Below are 17927 nucleotides of genomic sequence, written 5' to 3'. Positions count from 1 at the left end.
CTGTTATCCCGAACTTTAGCCGTCTTGCCGGCGTTCGTGCTCGATTGCGTCGCGCTCCTCAGCCAGCGCCACGGCATCGGAGAGCTCATCGCGATAGAGCATCGAGCGGCGCAGGTGCTTGGTGCGGTAGCCGGCGCGGCCGACCATGTGGGTGCCGACCGGGGTGGTGACCATCTGCAGGGTGACGATGAGCAGCAGGGTGGTGATGACGCCCCAGTGGAACTGCTGGATGCTGATGGCGACCATCATCAGGATGAGCCCGAGGATCTGCGGCTTGGATCCTGCGTGCAGACGGCTCATGAGATCGGGGAAGCGCAGCAGCCCGATGGATGCGGCCAGCGACAGCGCTGCGCTGCCGATGAGGAGGGCTCCGGAGAGGATGTCAGCGATCATTCTCATCTCCGTTCGACTCGTCAGCATCGACTGCCGGATCGTGCAGCTCCACGACGTCCTCGCCGACGTCGCCGTCTGCAAGGGCTTCGGCGGCGGAGTGCTCGACCACCGCCTCGGCGTCGGAGGCGAACAGCGGACCGACCTGGTGCCGGCCGGGAACATTCGATTCCGACAGCGCACGCTCGTGGGCCTTGGCGGTGCCGCGGGACTCACCGATGACCGGGGTGCGGGACTCCGAGCGGCTGACGTAGCGGGACACCGCGACCGAGCCGGCGAAGCCGAGGGAGGCGAGCGCGAGCATGACCGGCAGCAGGTCTGTGCGGCCGGTGACCACGATGAAGCCGCCGAATCCGCACAGCATGGTGGCCAGCAGCACGTCGGTGGAGATCATCCGGTCGAGGATCGAAGGCCCCTTGATCATGCGGGTGACGGTGATGTAAAAAGCGGCTGCGAAGAGCAGACCGGCGATGACGGCGACGATCGTCATGGGCGCTTCCTCCTCCGCTGGGAGATCGACAGGTGTTCGAGCACCGGCCGCTGTCCGTTCTCCTGCCGCCAGTCGTTGAGGATCGCGATGTCGTGGGCGGAGCCGATGGCGCGCACGAGATGGTATTCGATGCGGTAGGCCAGGGCTCTGGCCTCTTCGACGTCCTCATCGCTTGCGCAGTTGAGCACATGCAGGTAGATCGTCGACCGGGCTCGGTTGATCTCCGTGGCGAAGGAACCGGGGATGAGTCCGGCGACGAGCGCGACGAGCGTGATGAGCAGGTCGGAGCGGGTGTGCAGGTCGATGGCGACGAGACTGCCGGCGCGCACCTTCGCCGGGCGCACCGACAGCCACGCCACTTCGATCGAGGCTTTGACCATCGACCAGGTGAACCAGGCGATGAACACGATGACGTACCAGACGTTCATGCGACCGGAGAACTCCACCGGCGGCAGATAGAAGATGCGGCTGACTGTCCAGGCGATGATAAGCCCGGTGCCGACCGTCAGCACGCTGACATCGTCCCACAGCATCACCCATAGGGCGATGAGACCGGCGAGCAGCAGCCAGTGCTCCCGACTGGGCAGGCGGAAGAACCAGCGAAGCCGCTGGCCCAAGGTGGGTTTGCGCTCTGCAGAGAGGATCCGCTGGGGACTCATCGGTCACCTCGCAGATCGAGCACAGAGGTGATGTAGGTGTTGGGTCCGCGCAGGTTCTCCGCTGCCCGGGACGAGACGTCCCACAGGGGGCCGGCGATGAGCGTGAGCGAGACGCTGACGGCGACGATGAGGGTGGTGGCAAAGACCATTGTCGGATCCGAGGTGATGGAGGAGGTCCAGCGGCGGCCGTCGGCCAGGGCCGCGCGGCGTTCCTTGAATTCGGTGACGAGTTCCTCGGTGGGCTCTTCGACGTCGTCGGGGTCGCGCCAGAAACCGAAGTTCCAGGTCTTGCCGATGACGTAGAGGGTCAGCAGGCTGGTGAGCGTGCCCGCGCCAATGAGCACGAAGATGAGCCAATCGCGCGTGTCGAAGCCGGCGGTGAAGAGCGCGACCTTGCCAATGAACCCGGAGAAGGGCGGGATGCCGGCGAGGTTGAGAGCGGGAATGAAGAACAGCAGGCTGATCCAGGGAGCGAGCACACCGAGTCCGCCGAGCTTGCGGATCGAGGTGGAGCCGGCGCGCTGCTCGATAAGCCCGATGGCCAGGAACAGCGCGGTCTGCACCAGAATGTGGTGCAGGGTGTAGAAGATCGCAGCAGTCAGTCCTTCGACGGTGCCCATGGCGACGCCGAAGATCATGTAGCCGATGTGGGAGATGAGCGTGAAGGACAGCATCCGCTTGATCTCCGACTGGGCGATCGCACCGAGGATGCCGACGATCATCGTCAGCCCGCCGATGACCAGCAGCGGTACGCGCAGGTCGGATTCTGCGAAGATGACGGTTTCGGTGCGGATGATCGCGTAGATGCCGACCTTCGTCAGCAGCCCGGCGAATACGGCGGTGACCGGGGCGGGGGCCGTCGGATAGGAGTCCGGCAGCCAGAACGCCAGCGGGAAGACCGCGGCTTTGATGCCGAAGCCCAGCAGCAGGATGATGTGCAGAATCAGCTGGACGTCTTCCGGCAGCCGGCCGATCCGCTCGGACAGCTGGGCCATGTTGACGGTGCCGGTCGCGGCGAAGATGAGGCCGATGGCCGAGAGGAAGATGATCGAGGACACCAGCGAGATGACGATGTAGGTCACGCCCGCCCGGATCCGCTCACCGGTCGAGCCGAGGGTCAGCAGCACATACGAGGCCGCCAGCAGCATCTCGAAGCCGACGTAGAGGTTGAACAGGTCGCCGGTGACGAACGCTGCTGCCACACCGGCGCACAGAATGAGGTAGGCGGGATAGAAGACGCTGACCGGCGTCTCGTTTGAGGTGTCGGCCATCTCTTCGCCGACGGCGTAGAGGAGGACGCCGAAGGTCACGATCGCTGAGATGACGAGCATGAGCGCTGAGACCCGGTCGACGACGAGCGCGATGCCGAAGGGCAGCTCCCAGCCGCCGACGGCCAATGCCTGGGTGGCGCGGGCGTCGACGCCGATGAGCAGGACGACGTCGATGGCGAGCACGGCCAGCAGCGTGATGATGGTGATGGCCGCCTGAGCGCGCGCGCGGCCGGCGAGCATGAGGGTGATGCCGGCGCCGATGAGCGGCAGCAGGACAGGCAGAGGGATGAGCATGGCCAGACTCATGAGCGCTCATCCTCCTCATCGAGGTCGAGGGCACCGGGGATCGGCGACTGGGCTTCGTCACCGAATTCGGTGTCGTCGTATTCGCCGCTGGTGCCGGCTTCCTCGGCGCTGTCACGGCCCTGGGCCAAGGCGATGCGGATGTCCTCGATGTCGTCTTCGAGGTTCTCATTGCGCACCAGTCGCCAGGAGCGGTAGATCATCGCGAGCAGGAACGCACTCATCGCAAAGGTGATGACGATGGCGGTGAGGATGAGTGCATGCGGCAGCGGGTCGGACATGCCGGCGGCGGAGAGGTTCTGCCCGTCGGTCAGCGGCGGGCGCCCAGGTGGGCCGGCGGTGAGCATGATGAGCACGTTGGTCGCATTGCCCATGAGCATGAAGCCGAGCAGCACGCGGGTCAGGGACCGGTCGAGCATGAGGTAGATGCCGCAGGCGTACATGACGCCCATAGCCAGCAGCATGACGATCGAGGGACTCACAGTCGTCCTCCCGATGCTCCGCCGTCGACGTCGACATCGTCCATCCGGCCCAGAAGCGTGTGCAGCTGCTGGGTGTCCGGTCGGGCCTGTTCGGTGGACAGCGATTCGGCCAGCCGCCGCTCATCGACTTCGTGGTGGCGGTCGACCTCGGCGCCGAGGCTGCGGAGGATGTCGAGCATGAGGCCGATGACGATGAGGTAGACGCCGATGTCGAACAGCAGCGAGGTTCCGAGGTGGATCTCCCCGATGACGGGAATCTTGACGTCGAACCATGCCGCGTCGAAGACGGTGCTGCCCCAGAGGAGCCCGCCCACCGCTGTGCCGGCGGCGAAGACCAGGCCGAGGCCCAGCAGCTTGCCGGCGTCGACCGGAGCGGCCTCTGCCAGTTCGTAGCGGCCACCGGCCAGATAGCGCAGCGCCAGCGCCAGACCGGCGACGAGGCCTGCGGCGAAGCCGCCGCCGGGCAGATTGTGTCCGGCGAAGAGCAGATAGACGGAGAACACGACAACAGCGTGGAAGATGAGCCGGACGATGACTTCGAGCATGATCGATCGGTTGGCCGGCGACAGGGTCCGTCCAGCCAGCAGCCAGGCGCTGCGGCGCTCTTCGGAGCTCTCCTTCTCATCCGCCAGCGCCCACGCCGGAGCGAGATCGTCCTCGACGGGACGGTAGAGGCGAGAGAAGACGCTGGGCCGGTTTGCGTCGATGCGCTGCAGGGTGCCTTCACGGCTGCGGACGAAGATGAAGCTTGCGACGCCGGTGGCCGCGGCGACGACGACGGAGAGTTCGCCGAGGGTGTCCCAGGCGCGGATGTCGACGAGGGTGACGTTGACGACGTTGGTTCCGTGGCCGATCTCGTAGGCCAGGCGCGGGAACATGTCACCGATCGAGGCGTCGGCCCGGGCGCTGAACGCAACGAAGGCCACCACCATCATGGTGATGCCGAAGCCGGCGCCGATGAGCGCCCGCAGTGAGGGTGAGAGGCGACCGGCTGAGCGGCCGATGCGGGCCGGCAGGCGGCGCAGCACGAGGACGAAGACGACGATCGTGATGGTCTCGACGAGCGCCTGGGTCAGTGCCAGGTCGGGTGCGCCCTGGTGGGCGAAGAACACGGTCATGCCATAGCCGGTGACGCCGACGACGACGACGGCGGCGAAGCGCTTGTCCGCAGTCGCTGCGGCGATCGCGCCGATGATCAGGGCGCTGGCGATGAGCAGCTGGAGCCAGGAGTCGGTGAAGCTGACCTCGGCGGGCCAGGTGTCGTTGAGGATGAGGGCGATGACGATCGTGACGATCGCGAACAGGTAGATCACGCCCTGGTAGAACGGCATCGAACCGCGCTGAGTGCGGGCGGTGACGCCGGCAGCGAAGGACTCAAGCCAGCTGACGGTCCAGCGGTAGCCGCGGTGGAAGTCGAGTCCATCGGGCATCGCCGCCTGGAAGGACCTGACCCGGGTGCGGAAGGCGAACAGCACAAGACCCAGGCCGATGATGAGAAGGCTGAACAGCAGTGCCGGCTCCAGCCCGTGCCACAGCGCCAGATGGTAGGGCTGTCCGCTGCCGGTCACCGGCAGCTGGCTGGCCCAGGGGCTGATGAGCCGGTCAACGGACGAGGCGGCAAAGCCGCCGATCAGGGTCAATGCGGTCAGCAGCACCGGGGAGCTGATGAGCAGCGGGCTGTCGGATCCGGAGTCGACCGGTTCTACGCCGGGCTTGACGGAGAAGGCACCCCAGACGAAGCGGGCGGAGTAGGCGACCGTGAGGATCGAGCCAACGGTCACGCCGATGAGTGCGATGACGCCTTCCTTGGAGCCGTCGGCCAGCAGCGTGGAGAAGACGGCTTCCTTGGCAGCGAAGCCGAGCGTCGGCGGCAGCCCGGCCATCGAGGCAGCCGAGATGAGGGTGAGGGCTAACAGCAGCGGTGAGCAGCGCGCATAGCCGGAGAGCTTGCGCAGGTCGCGAGTGCCGGCACGGTGGTCGATGATGCCGACGATGAGGAACAGCGCCGCCTTGAACAGGCTGTGGGCCAGCAGCAGGGCAAGCGCTGCGGTGGTGAGGTCGCGACTGCCGAAGGCCGAGACGATGGTGAGGAAGCCCAGCTGCGAGACGGTGCCGTAGGCCAGCAGCAGCTTGAGGTCGTACTGCTTGAGGGCCTGCCAGGCGCCGATGAACATCGTGGCGATGCCGAGGCTCAGCAGCATGAGATGCCAGCCGGGCATCGTGCTGAAGCCCGGCGCCAAGCGCATGACGAGGTAGATGCCGGCCTTGACCATCGCAGCGGCGTGCAGGTAAGCGCTGACGGGGGTGGGGGCGGCCATGGCGCCGGGCAGCCAGAAGTGGAAGGGCACAAGCGCGGACTTCGAGACCGCGCCGACGAGGATGAGGACGATCGCGGCGATGACGAGACCGTCGTGGTAGCCGGCCTCGAAGCCGCGCTGGACGGCCGAGGAGAGCTTGCCGCTGCCGAAGATGTTGCCGAGGAGGATGACCCCGATGAGCATCGACAGCCCGCCGGCGGTGGTGACGATGAGGGCCTGCAGCGCCGCACGCCTCGTCTGCTGCCGGGAGTGGTACTGGCCGATGAGCAGGTAGCTGAAGATCGTCGTGCCCTCCCAGAAGATGAAGAGCAGCAGCATCTCATCGGCGACGATGAGCCCGTACATCATCCCGGCGAACGCCATGAGGATCCCGGCGAAGCGGCCGAGTCTGAGCTCATCGGCATCGAAGTAGCGCGCGCAGTAGAGGAAGACAAGCGCCCCGACACCGGTGACGAGCAGGGAGAAGATCCACGAGAGCATGTCCATCCGGAACACCAGCGACATGTCGAGCGCCGGAATCCAGCGATAGGACTCAACCCACACCTCGGCGCCGGTGAGCATGAGCGGGGCGAGCGACAGCGACAGGGCGAGACCAGCGGCGGGGACGAGTGCGAGCGCGGCGAAGCCGGTGCGGCCGAGGAACCGGATGAACAGCGGGGCGATGACGGCAGCCAGGAAGAATGCTCCTGTCATCACTGCCATGCTGTCACCTCACCCCCAGCGGTCCACGCCTCTTATTCTGGCATATCCGCCGGTGCCGGTGAAAAGCGGCGAGGGGATCGATGCTGGTCAGCATCGACGTCAGATCCTCCTGTCAGCCGCGCAGCTGGTTCTCCGTGACGAGGAAACCGCTTTCGTCCACTGCGATGCCGGCAGTCCCGGAGATGACGGAGGCGGCCATCTCCTCGAGCCTCACGGCGGCGGTGCGACGCAGGTTCGACAGCCGCGCACCTGGGTGCCGGTCATAGCGGCGGTCATCGGTGTCGATCCAGGTCAGGTGGTAGCACACGGCGGTCTCGCCGAGGTGTTCGGTGACGATGCGCGGCAGAGCGGTCTCGACGCTGACGCGCACCGCGATGCTGCCGGCGGCCGGTCCCAGCTCGTCGAGGCCGACGGTGATCTCGTAGCCGTCGAGGACGACGGGTTCGTCGGGGTCGACGATGCCGGAGTCGATGAGCTCATTGATGCGGGCCTCCTGCTCCGGGGGCAGCGGGCCAGGCAGGTCGGCGCTCGGTTCGAGTTCGCGCAGCCGGGCCAGCAGCACGTCTGGGGCGAGCCAGTAGGGCGAGTAGACGAAGATGTCGATGTGGGATTCGGGGTCCGGGGTGATGATCCGGTTGGTGCGCCCGTTCTCGTCGGCGAGCCGGACGGCGACGTGGAGGCGGCGGGCGAGTGCGATGAGCGCGGCCAGGGACCGGCCCTCTTCGCGTTCGGGCAGGCCGTCGGGGAAGTGGCGTTCGAGGCCGTCGGCATCGGAGTACCACTCCGGAGGCGGGGCGTCTTCGCGGTCGCGGGGGCAGGACAGGGCGAAGACGACATCGGCCCAGTCGGGCAGCCCGAGCCGCGTGCGGGCCTCGGCCGGCAGGTAGATCGGGCCTTTGAGGGCCGAGTGGCGGGTCATCCGCCAGCGCAGCACCTCAGGTGCGGTGCTGATCGCCGGTGCCACCGCCTCGGGTTCGGGCAGCCGCGGGTAGAGGTTCGACAGCAGCGCGATGACGTCGCTGGCCTCCAGCCCGGCATCGACGATGAGCAGGTGCTCACCGGCGAGGACTTCGGGGGTGCGCGGGTCGGGAGTGGCTGGTGCGCTCATGGCGGTGGTGTCAGTCGTCTGGGCCGTTGCCGGTCATGGGCGCGCGATGGAAGTTCATGAACGCGCGCGAGGCGGTGGGCCCGCGCTGACCCTGGTAGCGGTTCTTGCGGGCGGCATCCGAGCCGTAGGGGTGCTCGGCTGGGGAGGACAGGGCGAAGAAGCACATCTGGCCGATCTTCATGCCCGGCCACAGAGTGATCGGCAGGGTCGCGACGTTCGACAGCTCCAAAGTGACGTGACCGGAGAAGCCGGGGTCGATGAATCCAGCAGTCGAGTGGGTCAGCAGGCCGAGGCGGCCGAGGGAGGACTTGCCTTCGAGCCGGGCGGCGATATTGTCCGGCAGCGAGATGAGCTCGAGCGTCGAGGCGAGGACGAACTCCCCGGGATGCAGGACGAAGGGGCCTTCGGGGTCGACTTCGACGAAGCGGGTGAGCTCCGGCTGCTCCTGGGAGGGATCGATGACGGAGTACTTGTGGTTGTCGAAGAGCCGGAAGTAGCGGTCGAGGCACACGTCGATGCTCGCCGGCTGGATCATCTCCGGGTCGTAGGGGTCCAGACGCACGTTCCCGGCGTCGATCTCGGCGCGGATGTCACGATCAGATAGCAGAGTCACCCTGCCAATCTATCGCGATTTGGCAACGATTTCGTCACTTTCCAGCGGGCTGGTTCACAGAAAACTCACCGAGAGCTGGACAGATGCTCTACAGTGGGTTGTGACATTACGCCCGCGCCGATGGTGCCTTCCCCCTTTGTGACCAAAGGAAGCCGGGAATGCCAGGGTCATCCCTGGACGCACTTCGTCGCCTTCTGCGTGGACGTAGCCTCCACAACCGAAAGGCCGAACTGTGAAGACTTCCAAGAGTCTTGTTCTTGCCCCCGCAGTCGCCGTAGCGGTTTCCGGCATGTTTGCCGTACCAGCCGTCGCGTCCGCCAGCACTGCGCCCGATAGTCCGCCCGCGCAGGGCGACACGAAGAAGCCCGAAGCCACTGTCGAATCCGAGACTGTCACGCAGTCCGACATCACCGACGAGGACAAGGGCATCAAGTTCTCCGGAAGCGGGTTCAGCGGTGACAAGACCGCGAGCGTCACCGTCACCGGAACCGACGGAACCGAGTACAAGGCCGAGAAGAAGCTGACCGTCAACGACAAGGGTGAAGTCAACGGCTCGTACTTCTTCACCACCACTGGCGACGCCAAGGTGCCGCTCGGTGAGTACAAGCTCAAGCTCGTCGGCAACGACTCGAAGGTCGAGTCGACCGAGGTGTCCTTCAAGGTCGTCTCCGATTCCGACGCGCCGGCTCCGACGCCGACGCCCACCGCCACCGAAACGCCAACCCAGACCCCGTCGGATACTCCGACGGCACCTGAGGTCAAGATCGGTGAGCTCAAGGCCGGCGCTGCCGACGTCAACGAGAAGGAGTTCGCCTCCGACGGAGTCGCATTCTCCGGCGAGGGCTTCTCGCCCGAGCTGAAGACGAATGTCACCGTCACGGCCCCGGCCAAGCAGGGCGAAGAGCCCCAGACGGTCAACGCGAACGTCACCACCGACAAGGACGGCAAGCTCGCCTTCACCGTCAAGGGCGCGCGCACCGCCGACGCCCTGGCCACACCGGCCAGCGGCGACAGCGATTCTCCGCTCGAGATCGCCGTCAAGCCCGGCACCTACACCGTCGAGGTGAGGGCCGAGGGTGCAGAGAAGGCCGCAACGACCACCTTCGATGTCACCGCTGCCGCGACCGAGGAGCCGAGCCCGACAGGCACCCCGAGCCCGTCGGACAGCCCGTCTGCCACCAGCGATCCCTCGGAGTCGGCAACCCCGAGCGACACCCCGAGCGCCACGCCTTCTGAGACCCCATCTGAGACGACGACGCCGAGCAAGTCGCCGGTGCCCACCGGCCAGCCGACGGACTCAGATGAGCAGAAGGCCGCACCGAAGCTGACGATCGATCCGCTGGAGATCGCCTCTGCCGATTTCGGCAAGGACGGCGTCAAGATCATCGGTGAGAACTTCGAGCCGGGCCAGAAGATCACTATGGTCGTCAACCACGCCCAGGGCAAGGTCAAGCAGTACACCACGGAGGTCACCGCCGATGACAACGGTGTGGCTGCCTTCCGTGTGCGTGCGGTGACCACCCCGGTGCTCGGCCAGTACAACGTCACCGTCCACCCGTCCGACGCCGCAGCCGACGGTGACCAGGCGCTGCACGGCAGCTTCACGGTCATCACCAACGGCTCGTCGGTCGGCGATGAGACGACCGGTGACACGAAGAAGGACACCTCCGGTGGCACGGATCTGCCGCGCACCGGTGCTGAGCTGACCGGACTGGCGATGGGCGCAGGCCTGCTCGTCATCGGCGCAGCCGCTGTCGTCATCACCCGCCGCCGCACCGCCGGCGGCAACGGACCTGCCGACATCTGAGCTGAGAGTTCAGAAGGCAGGCTGCTGTGACGATGCGCGACCCCGGGCACCTCGCTGTCCACACAGTCGAGGTGTCCGGGCGACCGCTCGTCTCCGCTCCGCTTGACCGCGGGGACCGCCTGGTCGTCATGGGCGACCGGGACGATGTCTCCCATGTGCTTGAGAGGGTGGCTGCGCTGCCCCGCACCGCTGTGGTGCCGGCGCCTGACGGGGCACGCAGGCTCAGCGTGACCGCCTACCTCCGCCGGATCGCCGGTTCGGGAACACCCCAGCAGGGTGAACCCGAACCGGTCGATCCGGATCATGCCCTGGACGCCTTCGGGCTCTCCTATGACCGGCTGCGCCGCACCCGCCTGGGTGATCTCGGCCCCGACACGCGCGTGCGCCTGCACATGGCGGCAGCGCTCGTCAGCGGCGCACAATGGCCCATCCTGGACAACCCCTTCGCCGGCCTGCCCGGTGACCTTCGAGCAGGTGTGCGAGGAAGACTGCTCGGAGTGTGCGAAGAGTTCGGGCTCGGGCTCATCCTGGCCAGCAATGACCTCCTCGACGCCGCGACCACCGGGGGAACGACGGTCGTCGTCGAGAAGGGCCAGGTCGCCGATTCAGGTGAGCTGGCTTCCATGCTGCGCAGCCCGCGCAGCAACCTGGCGGCATCGTTCGCCGGGGTCAACGTCTTCTCCGGGCTGGCCCGCCGCGGCTGGCTCTCCATCGGGCACTCCCAGGTGCGTGCCCGCACCGAGCTCGACGGCAAGGTCTTCGTCACCATCCCCACCGATGCGACGACGATGTCCTTCGACGAGTTCGATCCCGTCTTCACCGCCGAGACCGTCTTCGAAGCCCTCATCGTCGGCATCCGCGATCGCGGTTCTCGCCTGCAGATCGTCGTCTCCCCCTCTGACACCGAGGTGGGCCTGGCGATGACAGCCGATGTGCTCGATTTCCGCACGCCCCCGGCTGATCCCGCTCAGCCTGCGCCCAGCCCGGATTCCGATGTCGAGGCGCCCACCGCCTCGGGCACGGAGGGGTCACCGCAGTGGGGTGTCCTGCACCCCGGGCTCGGTGCCACCGTCGCCGAGACGCTGTCGAACGTGCGGGTCGGCGCGCGGGTGCACATCGAGGTCGATACCTCCCGCATGCACGCCTATCCTGTTGACGTGGACTAGCCGCACCCAGGCCACCGGGCCGGCGGCGCAGAGCGGAGGGAACAGGCGATGAGGCGAATGGTCGGGCGCGCCCGCGCGCTGCTCATCGCCGGCCTGCTCATCATCGCGCTCACCGCAGGCGCCGTGCCGCTGCTCAACCTCACCGTCTACTCCCCCGCCCGGGCCGTCGACGCCTATTTCGCCGCCCTGGCCGACGGGGATGCCGCCGCCGCGCTCGGGATGCTCGCAGCCCCATCGCACAGCGAGCGCACCCCGCAGAACGCGCTGACCGATGCGGTGCTCGCCGGTGCCCCGGCCGTTCCCGAGCACGTGCGGATCACCGCCAGCGAACGCGACGGCGACACCGCCCGCGTGCGCGTGCGCTACAACCTCGGCTCGGCCACCCGCACCACCGATCTGACTCTCCAGCAGGGGCCTGCCACGTGGGGGCTGTTCGAGCGCTGGGCGATCGCCGTCGACTCCTGGCCGCAGCTGTCGCTGCAGATCAGCGGCTCCGGTACCGCCGATGTCAACGGGGTCGAGGTGCCGGCCGGTGATGGGCCGGTGCCGGTGCTGTTCCCCATGAGCTACAACATCGGCTTCAATGCCGAGTACCTCACCTCCGAGGTCAAGCAGGTGGTGGTCACCAGCAGCTCCGACGACATGGGGGTGGCCCTGCAGCCGACCCCCACCCCGGCGCTGAGCGCCGAGGTCGAGCGCCAGATCGAGAAGCACCTGGCTGGCTGCGTCAAGGCGACCACGCTCATGCCGACCGGCTGCACGTTCGGCTATGAGACGGAGAACGAGATCCTCGGCGACGTGTCCTGGCGGATGCTTGAGGATCCGCAGGTGAGCCTGAAAAGCGCCGGCTCACAGCTCTCGCTGGTGCGCAGTCCCGCCGTCGCCGAGGTGTCGGGCACCTACCGCGACAGCGTCACCGGGTTCGAGTTCGACTTCCGTGAGGAGGTGCCGTTCACCCTCGGTGCCGAGGTGATCGTCACCGGCGATGAGGTGCGCGTCGAACCCAACAGCGGCGCCGAGCTCGGCGGGTGATGGGCGCCGGGCGCTGATTGCTTGAACTCATCGGTATAGGTCTTAGGCATGACTTCTATCCCTCCTGGAATCTATCCAGTCGTGAAGTCAACCAAACCTTCAGCAGTCCCACGACCGACTCGAACACCTCCGCGGTATCGCCCTCGGCTTCCGGAACCTGACCCACTACATCGCCCGCAGCCTCCTCGAGGCCGGCGGATTCAAACCCCTACTACACCCTCGATTGTGAAGAGCCCATTAAGCTTCTAGTCGTAGAGCTCATCAAACAGCATCTTGTACGACATGGCGAAAATTCTTCCTAGAGATAGAATCCGAGACCGATCAACTTTGAGCGCACGCAATATATCAATTGCCGTTAGCGCTTCATCGAAAATGGCCTCACACTTCGGTTCAGAACGACTGCCATTATAAACCAGGCAGAACAGGCCTTCATTCTCTGTAACGACATATACTTTGGGAAAACGCCTGGTTAGCTCAACTTCCCAGTCCGAGAACATGTCACAGAAGCACACGCCGTCACACAACCCAGAATCATAGACGACAATCCCTCTGACTGAATCATCTGGAGGAATTAAGTATCCGGCCTCGATCATCTAAACCCCCCTTGCCACGGCCTATGCCGTTTGTAACCGGCGCGCTTAGTTCGGTAGTGTAGATGAAATGGTATTTTTGACATCTTCCCATTCTTGTGCCTGAAACGATGACTGTGAATTCCAAGCACTCGCTTGATTTTCCATCGGAATGTTGTACCGCGCGCACCCCTATTCTTTGTAAACTGGACACTCAATCCACTCTTTGAGCGAAAGCGCATTCCCACAGCCCTTGCACCGCCACCCCAACCGATTCCGCTCGCTGCCCCAAATGCTGTTGCTTTCGCGGCTTTCTTCCAACGCCAGGATCGACCTGGCCGGCACTCTGCTCGGCCAAGAACTTCTTTTCGAACTCCACCGGCGGGACCATTCCCAACGCCGAGTGCAACCGCCGTCGGTTATTAGGCCACTTCGATCCAGCCAGCGACTGCCCGCATTGCTTCAGCCCGGGTCGGCCACACTCGCCGCTCGAAGAACTCCGTTTTCAACGACGACCAGAATGATTCCGACATCGCGTTATCCCAACACACCCCAGTCCGGCCCACCGATTGTTTAAGCCCCAGTTCGACAGATGCCTGATGCAACTGAGCCGACGTGTACTGCGCGCCTTTGTCCGCATGAAATATGACGTCATCTGGAACCATTTCTCTTAATGTATGAGCCATCCTCAACGCCCGTTCCACGAGGTCAGAATTCTGCCGATCGGCCATTGCCCAACCGATCACTCGGCGTGAGCATCCATCGCGGATCACACACAAATACACGAACCCTTCCCACGTGCGAAGATACGTAATATCACTGATCCACACAGCATCCAACTCACCTCGGTCCCAGACCCGTTTCACGAGGTCCGGAATGTGATGAGTCGCCACACCCGGCAGAGTCGTCACCGGCTTGAACCTGCGCGGGCTGATCCCTTCAAGGCCCTGCCTGCGCAGCGATGCCGCGACTGTCTTCTCATCCACGCACACGCCTTGTCGAGCCAATTGCGCTGCCACCCGCGGTGCCCCGTAGACACCATCAGACTCCGCATGGACCGCTGCGACCTGCCCGTCAAGATTACGTTGCGCTCTGCTGCGCTTCGAAGCTCCGGCCTGCCGGCGCTTCTTCCATGCGTAGTACCCGGATCTCGTCACATCAAGGAGTCTGGCCATCCGGCAGATCGCGTAACGTGCCTTCTCCGAATCCATCAGTTCGAATCTCTCTTGTTTCGAGGCTTCGACGCGAAGAAGGCGGCTGCTTTTCCCAGGAACTCATTGTCCTGTTTCAGATCGAAATTCTCCCGCCTCAACCGTGCCAATTCAGCCCGCTCATCCTCGTTCAACGCGCCCGTGGACTCCCCATCGACGCGACGCCGGCCCTTCTCTGCTTTCACCCAGGTGCCCAGGGTCTGCTCACCGACTCCGATTTCCCTGGCCACCGCAGCAATAGACCTGCCAGTGTCAATGACAAGACCCGCAACCTCGACCCGATACTCCTGAGTATAAGAACGCCGCTGGCGCTTCTGATCTGACATACTGAACATCCTTCCAGCAGGACAGCAAATCCCGCTAACTCGGGTGTCCACTAATCGAGGGTAACCTCACCACTAATCGAGGGTAACCTCACTGGGCTTGCCCGCAGGGCGGCCTGGAAGGATGTGCACCATGCCCGCTCCCTACCCCCAGGAGTTCCGCGAAGACGTCGTGCGAGTGGCCCGGTCCCGCGAGGACGGCATCACCATCGCGCAGATCGCGAAGGACTTCGGCGTCCACGAAATGACGCTCCATACGTAGATTCGCCAAGCCGACATCGACGACGGCAACCGCCCCGGCAAGAGCCGGGAGGAATCGGCCGAGCTGCGTGAGGCGCGCAAACAGATCCGACTGCTTCAGCAGGAGAACGAGGTCCTCCGCCGCGCCGCTGCCTACCTCTGCCAGGCGAACCTGCCGGGAAAAGGTCCTACCCGCTCGTGAGCGAGATCGCCGCCGACGGCATCCCCGTCGCGGTGTCCCTGCGGGTCCTCAAGCTCTCCCGTCAGCCCTACTACCGCTGGCGGAAACAGCAGGTCACCCAGGCCGAGCTGATCGAGGCATACCGCGCCAACGCGCTGCTGGACGCCCACGTCGACGACCCCGAGTACGGGTACCGGTTCCTGGTCGGCGAAGCCGCAGAGGCCGGCGAGGTGATGTGTGAGCGCACGGCATGGAGGATCTGCCGGGACAACCAGTGGTGGTCCGTGTTCGGGAAGAAGCGCGGCAAGAACGGGAAGCGTCCCGGGCCACCAGTCCATGATGATCTCGTGAAGCGGGACTTCTCCGCCGATGACGTCAACGAACTGTGGCTGACCGACATCGAGCGCCACGAGGCGCTTCTGGACCTTGCGGTGGTGAAAGGACACCGCTTCGCGTCTGTCGCAGCAGGCGTGTGATAGCTGGAGGACGATCTGCCGTGTTGGCGTGAATGCGGCGGGTGGAGCAGTCCTCGACAACGACGAGTCGTATCAGTACTGCCAGATGGTGCGGGCTCGGCTAGCGAGACGGAGAGGCATACGGATAGGAACCAGTGGCTGAAAGCCCCTCAATTGAAGACCACCGACTCCAACCTGGTGGATGTGGGTCGGGTTGCATCGCGCACCCTCGCCGCTTCGGTGGTGGGGAGAACTCCTGGGCTGGGTGATGTCGCCGGTCGGGAGGCCACGGTGAATGACTGCGGCGTAGTCGTGGCGAGGATGCTGGGGCATAACTGGGTGCCGATCCCGTCGAAAGGTTCGGAAGTGAACGTGGGAACCATCCCGGTTCCGCCGGGGCACCGTCGCAGCCAGCGACGATTTCCTCGGCTGAGTGCACGGTCTGCTGATCGGGCCGGGGTGGGGCGGAGGGCCTGTAGTAGTCCGAGGCCGGGAAAGCCGGTCACATGGCGAAGGGGTCCAGTGTGATCGCAGTGACAGAAGCAGAAAAGGAGGCACAGCCGTGAATGCGGATGTTCCGTGGCCTGCCGACACATCGGAGGCGTGGGCGCGGGTACTGACTATGCAGACGAAACTGCACCGATGGGCGACGGGCGATCCTGCTCGTCGTTTCGATGATGTGTTCAATCTGGTCTATGACCCCGCGTTCCTCGCCGCGGCGTGGAATCGGGTGGCGGGAAACAAGGGAGGCCGCACTGCTGGAGTCGATGGGATCGCGCCGCGATCCGTCACCCCGGACCGAGTGTCGGGGATGCTCGCCGATCTGCGCGAGAGCGTCAAGAACGGCGAGTTCGTCCCGGAACGGGTGCGTCAGAAGTCGATCCCGAAGGGCAACGGCAAGGTCCGTAGCTTGGGGATTCCGACGATGACGGACCGGATCGTTCAGGCCTCCCTGAAACTGGTGCTGGAACCGATTTTCGAGGCGGACTTTGTGCCGTCCTCGTATGGGTTTCGGCCGCACCGTCGGGCGCAGGACGCGATCGCGGAGATCCACTACTACGCCTCACGTGGCTACGTGGAGGTATTTGAAGCGGACATCACCGCGTGTTTCGACGAGATCGACCACGACGCGCTCATGCAGCGTGTCCACGGTCGCATCACCGACAAACGCGTATTGCGTCTGACCCGCGGTTTCCTGAAAGCGGGAGTCCTCAGAGAGGACGGTGTGAACAGGAACACGTTCACCGGTACCCCGCAAGGCGGGATTCTGTCGCCGTTGCTGGCAAATATCGCCCTGTCCGTGGTGGACGAGCATTTCCAACGCAAGTGGGATGCGCTCGGACCGCAATGGTCGCGCACGAAGTATCAACGCGCTGGGGGCGCGACGATGAAGATGGTCCGCTACGCGGACGACTTCGTTGTCCTCGTCCGTGGCACCCACGCTGATGCCGAAGCGCTCTGGGACGAAGTCGCTGCAGTGCTCGCGCCGATGGGTTTACGCCTGTCGGTCGAGAAGACGATGGCCACGCACATAGACGCCGGGTTCGACTTCCTCGGGTGGCACATCCAGCGCCGCCGAATCAGAGGTCATGGCGGGAAAACCGCGATCTACACCTACCCGTCACGGAAGTCCCTGGCTTCCATCAAGGACAAGGTGCGGACGCTGACCCGCCGGGCATCTCATCGAACACTCGCCGACCTGCTACGCCGGTTAAACCCGGCATTGCGGGGTTGGTGCACATACTTTCAACACGGCGTCGTGAAACACCTCTTCAGCTACATCGACCACTTCGCCTTCTGGCGGATCGTCGGCTGGTTGAAGAAACGACACCCGAAACTGAACATGCGCACCCTGGTACGTCGGCATCTGCCCGGCTGGCAGATCCGCGACCAAGGAATCGAGTTCTTCCGATGCCAGCAGGTCACCGTGGCCCGCTACCGGTATCGAGGAACCCGCATTCCCACACCATGGACGAACGCCTTGGCATGATCACATGGAGAGCCGGATGCTCAGGAATGGGCACGTCCGGTTCGGAGGGCGGCCAGCAGAAACCCATCAGTTCAAAGACTGGCAGGGCGCTGCTGGCCGACCCTACACCGAGCACTGGACCAGCGAGGGCAAGCTCTACCTCTGCGCCATCAAGGACGTGTTCTCCGGCCGGATCGTCGGCTACTCGATCAGCGACCGAATGAAAGCGCGACTGGCGGTGAACGCCCTGGACAACGCCACTTCCCGCCGCGGTGACGTCGCTGGCTGCATCGTGCATTCGGACCGAGGATCGCAGTTCCGGTCGCGGAAGTTCGTGCACGCGCTGAACCGTCACCACCTCATCGGCTCAATGGGAAAGGTCGGCGCCGCCGGCGACAATGCGGCGATGGAGTCCTTCTTCGCACTGCTCCAGAAGAACGTCCTGGACCGGAAGCGGTGGCGGACCCGCGACGAGCTCCGGATCGCGATCGTCACCTGGATCGAACGCAAGTATCACCGCCGCCGTCGACAGGCACGCCTGGGTCGATTGACCCCCATCGAATACGAGACCATCATGGACCCGGCCGTGAGCCTCGCGGCCTAACACCCCAACTGTCACCTAACGGTGCGGCAGTCCC

The 17927-nt window shown here is 65.0% G+C and carries 15 protein-coding genes and 2 pseudogenes; 7 read left to right on the top strand and 10 right to left on the bottom strand.

All coding sequences use genetic code 11. The features are described from left to right. Positions 1–15 precede the first annotated feature (15 nt). The 8 genes from mnhG to dcd form a co-directional block, all read right to left on the bottom strand. Positions 16–393, bottom strand: coding sequence for a monovalent cation/H(+) antiporter subunit G (mnhG, locus tag M3C25_RS07195; protein ID WP_170273757.1), 378 nt, complete (start codon positions 391–393; stop codon positions 16–18). Next, positions 383–880 (bottom strand): MrpF/PhaF family protein, encoded by a 498-nt coding sequence (locus M3C25_RS07190; protein WP_170273758.1) that lies wholly within the window; start codon positions 878–880, stop codon positions 383–385. The genes mnhG and M3C25_RS07190 overlap by 11 nt, the downstream gene beginning before the upstream one ends. After that, positions 877–1539 carry a Na+/H+ antiporter subunit E gene (locus tag M3C25_RS07185; RefSeq protein WP_170273759.1) on the bottom strand — a complete coding sequence of 221 codons (663 nt, stop codon included), beginning with the start codon at positions 1537–1539 and terminating at the stop codon, positions 877–879. The genes M3C25_RS07190 and M3C25_RS07185 overlap by 4 nt, the downstream gene beginning before the upstream one ends. After that, positions 1536–3116: a Na+/H+ antiporter subunit D gene (locus M3C25_RS07180; RefSeq protein ID WP_259855520.1), complete on the bottom strand. Its 1581-nt coding sequence runs from the start codon at positions 3114–3116 to the stop codon at positions 1536–1538. The genes M3C25_RS07185 and M3C25_RS07180 overlap by 4 nt, the downstream gene beginning before the upstream one ends. Then, complete coding sequence (locus tag M3C25_RS07175; RefSeq protein WP_170273760.1) at positions 3113–3595, bottom strand: Na(+)/H(+) antiporter subunit C; 483 nt, start codon at positions 3593–3595, stop codon at positions 3113–3115. The genes M3C25_RS07180 and M3C25_RS07175 overlap by 4 nt, the downstream gene beginning before the upstream one ends. Then, positions 3592–6606 carry a Na+/H+ antiporter subunit A gene (locus tag M3C25_RS07170; protein ID WP_259855518.1) on the bottom strand — a complete coding sequence of 1005 codons (3015 nt, stop codon included), beginning with the start codon at positions 6604–6606 and terminating at the stop codon, positions 3592–3594. Before M3C25_RS07170 ends, M3C25_RS07175 begins: the two co-directional genes overlap by 4 nt. A 121-nt stretch (positions 6607–6727) precedes the next feature. After that, the gene (locus M3C25_RS07165) at positions 6728–7723 is read right to left on the bottom strand and encodes a hypothetical protein (protein ID WP_259855516.1); all 996 of its coding nucleotides are present in this window, start codon (positions 7721–7723) and stop codon (positions 6728–6730) included. Positions 7724–7733: 10 nt separating this feature from the next. After that, complete coding sequence (dcd, locus tag M3C25_RS07160; RefSeq protein ID WP_165883951.1) at positions 7734–8336, bottom strand: dCTP deaminase; 603 nt, start codon at positions 8334–8336, stop codon at positions 7734–7736. Positions 8337–8625: 289 nt separating this feature from the next. Between dcd and M3C25_RS07155 the strand changes: the two genes are divergently transcribed. Genes M3C25_RS07155 through M3C25_RS07145 form a run of 3 tightly spaced genes read left to right on the top strand, consistent with a single transcriptional unit; the run spans position 8626 to position 12341 of the window. Next, positions 8626–10143 carry an LPXTG cell wall anchor domain-containing protein gene (locus M3C25_RS07155; protein WP_259855513.1) on the top strand — a complete coding sequence of 506 codons (1518 nt, stop codon included), beginning with the start codon at positions 8626–8628 and terminating at the stop codon, positions 10141–10143. 26 nt (positions 10144–10169) lie between these two features. Continuing rightward, positions 10170–11309, top strand: coding sequence for a P-loop NTPase family protein (locus M3C25_RS07150; protein WP_259855511.1), 1140 nt, complete (start codon positions 10170–10172; stop codon positions 11307–11309). A 48-nt stretch (positions 11310–11357) separates the two neighbouring features. Then, entirely contained in the window at positions 11358–12341 is a 984-nt protein-coding gene (locus M3C25_RS07145) for a hypothetical protein (RefSeq protein WP_259855509.1), read from the top strand. Between the two features lie 245 nt (positions 12342–12586). On the opposite strand, the gene M3C25_RS07140 is transcribed toward M3C25_RS07145, so the two are convergent. Both M3C25_RS07140 and M3C25_RS07135 read right to left on the bottom strand, forming a co-directional pair. After that, the gene (locus M3C25_RS07140; protein WP_259855507.1) at positions 12587–12934 is read right to left on the bottom strand and encodes a hypothetical protein; all 348 of its coding nucleotides are present in this window, start codon (positions 12932–12934) and stop codon (positions 12587–12589) included. Between the two features lie 322 nt (positions 12935–13256). After that, positions 13257–14447 (bottom strand): annotated as a pseudogene (locus M3C25_RS07135) (IS3 family transposase); the annotation flags it as partial. 130 nt (positions 14448–14577) lie between these two features. On the opposite strand from M3C25_RS07135, the gene M3C25_RS07130 reads away from it, so the two are divergent. From M3C25_RS07130 to M3C25_RS07115, 4 genes and pseudogenes are all read left to right on the top strand, one after another. Continuing rightward, positions 14578–14706, top strand: a complete 129-nt coding sequence (locus M3C25_RS07130) for a hypothetical protein (RefSeq protein ID WP_259855497.1) — start codon at positions 14578–14580, stop codon at positions 14704–14706. 176 nt (positions 14707–14882) lie between these two features. After that, complete coding sequence (locus M3C25_RS07125; protein WP_259855496.1) at positions 14883–15341, top strand: hypothetical protein; 459 nt, start codon at positions 14883–14885, stop codon at positions 15339–15341. Between the two features lie 541 nt (positions 15342–15882). Beyond that, the gene (gene ltrA / locus M3C25_RS07120) at positions 15883–17310 is read left to right on the top strand and encodes a group II intron reverse transcriptase/maturase (RefSeq protein WP_259855489.1); all 1428 of its coding nucleotides are present in this window, start codon (positions 15883–15885) and stop codon (positions 17308–17310) included. 106 nt (positions 17311–17416) lie between these two features. Further along, positions 17417–17893, top strand: a pseudogene (locus tag M3C25_RS07115) (IS3 family transposase); the annotation flags it as partial. Positions 17894–17927 lie beyond the last annotated feature (34 nt).

This window comes from Brevibacterium luteolum (genome assembly GCF_025147615.1).
GTDB classification, from domain to species: Bacteria; Actinomycetota; Actinomycetes; order Actinomycetales; family Brevibacteriaceae; genus Brevibacterium; species Brevibacterium luteolum.
Note: the sequence above shows the minus strand (reverse complement) of the source record. Positions and strands in the feature narration are given on the sequence as shown.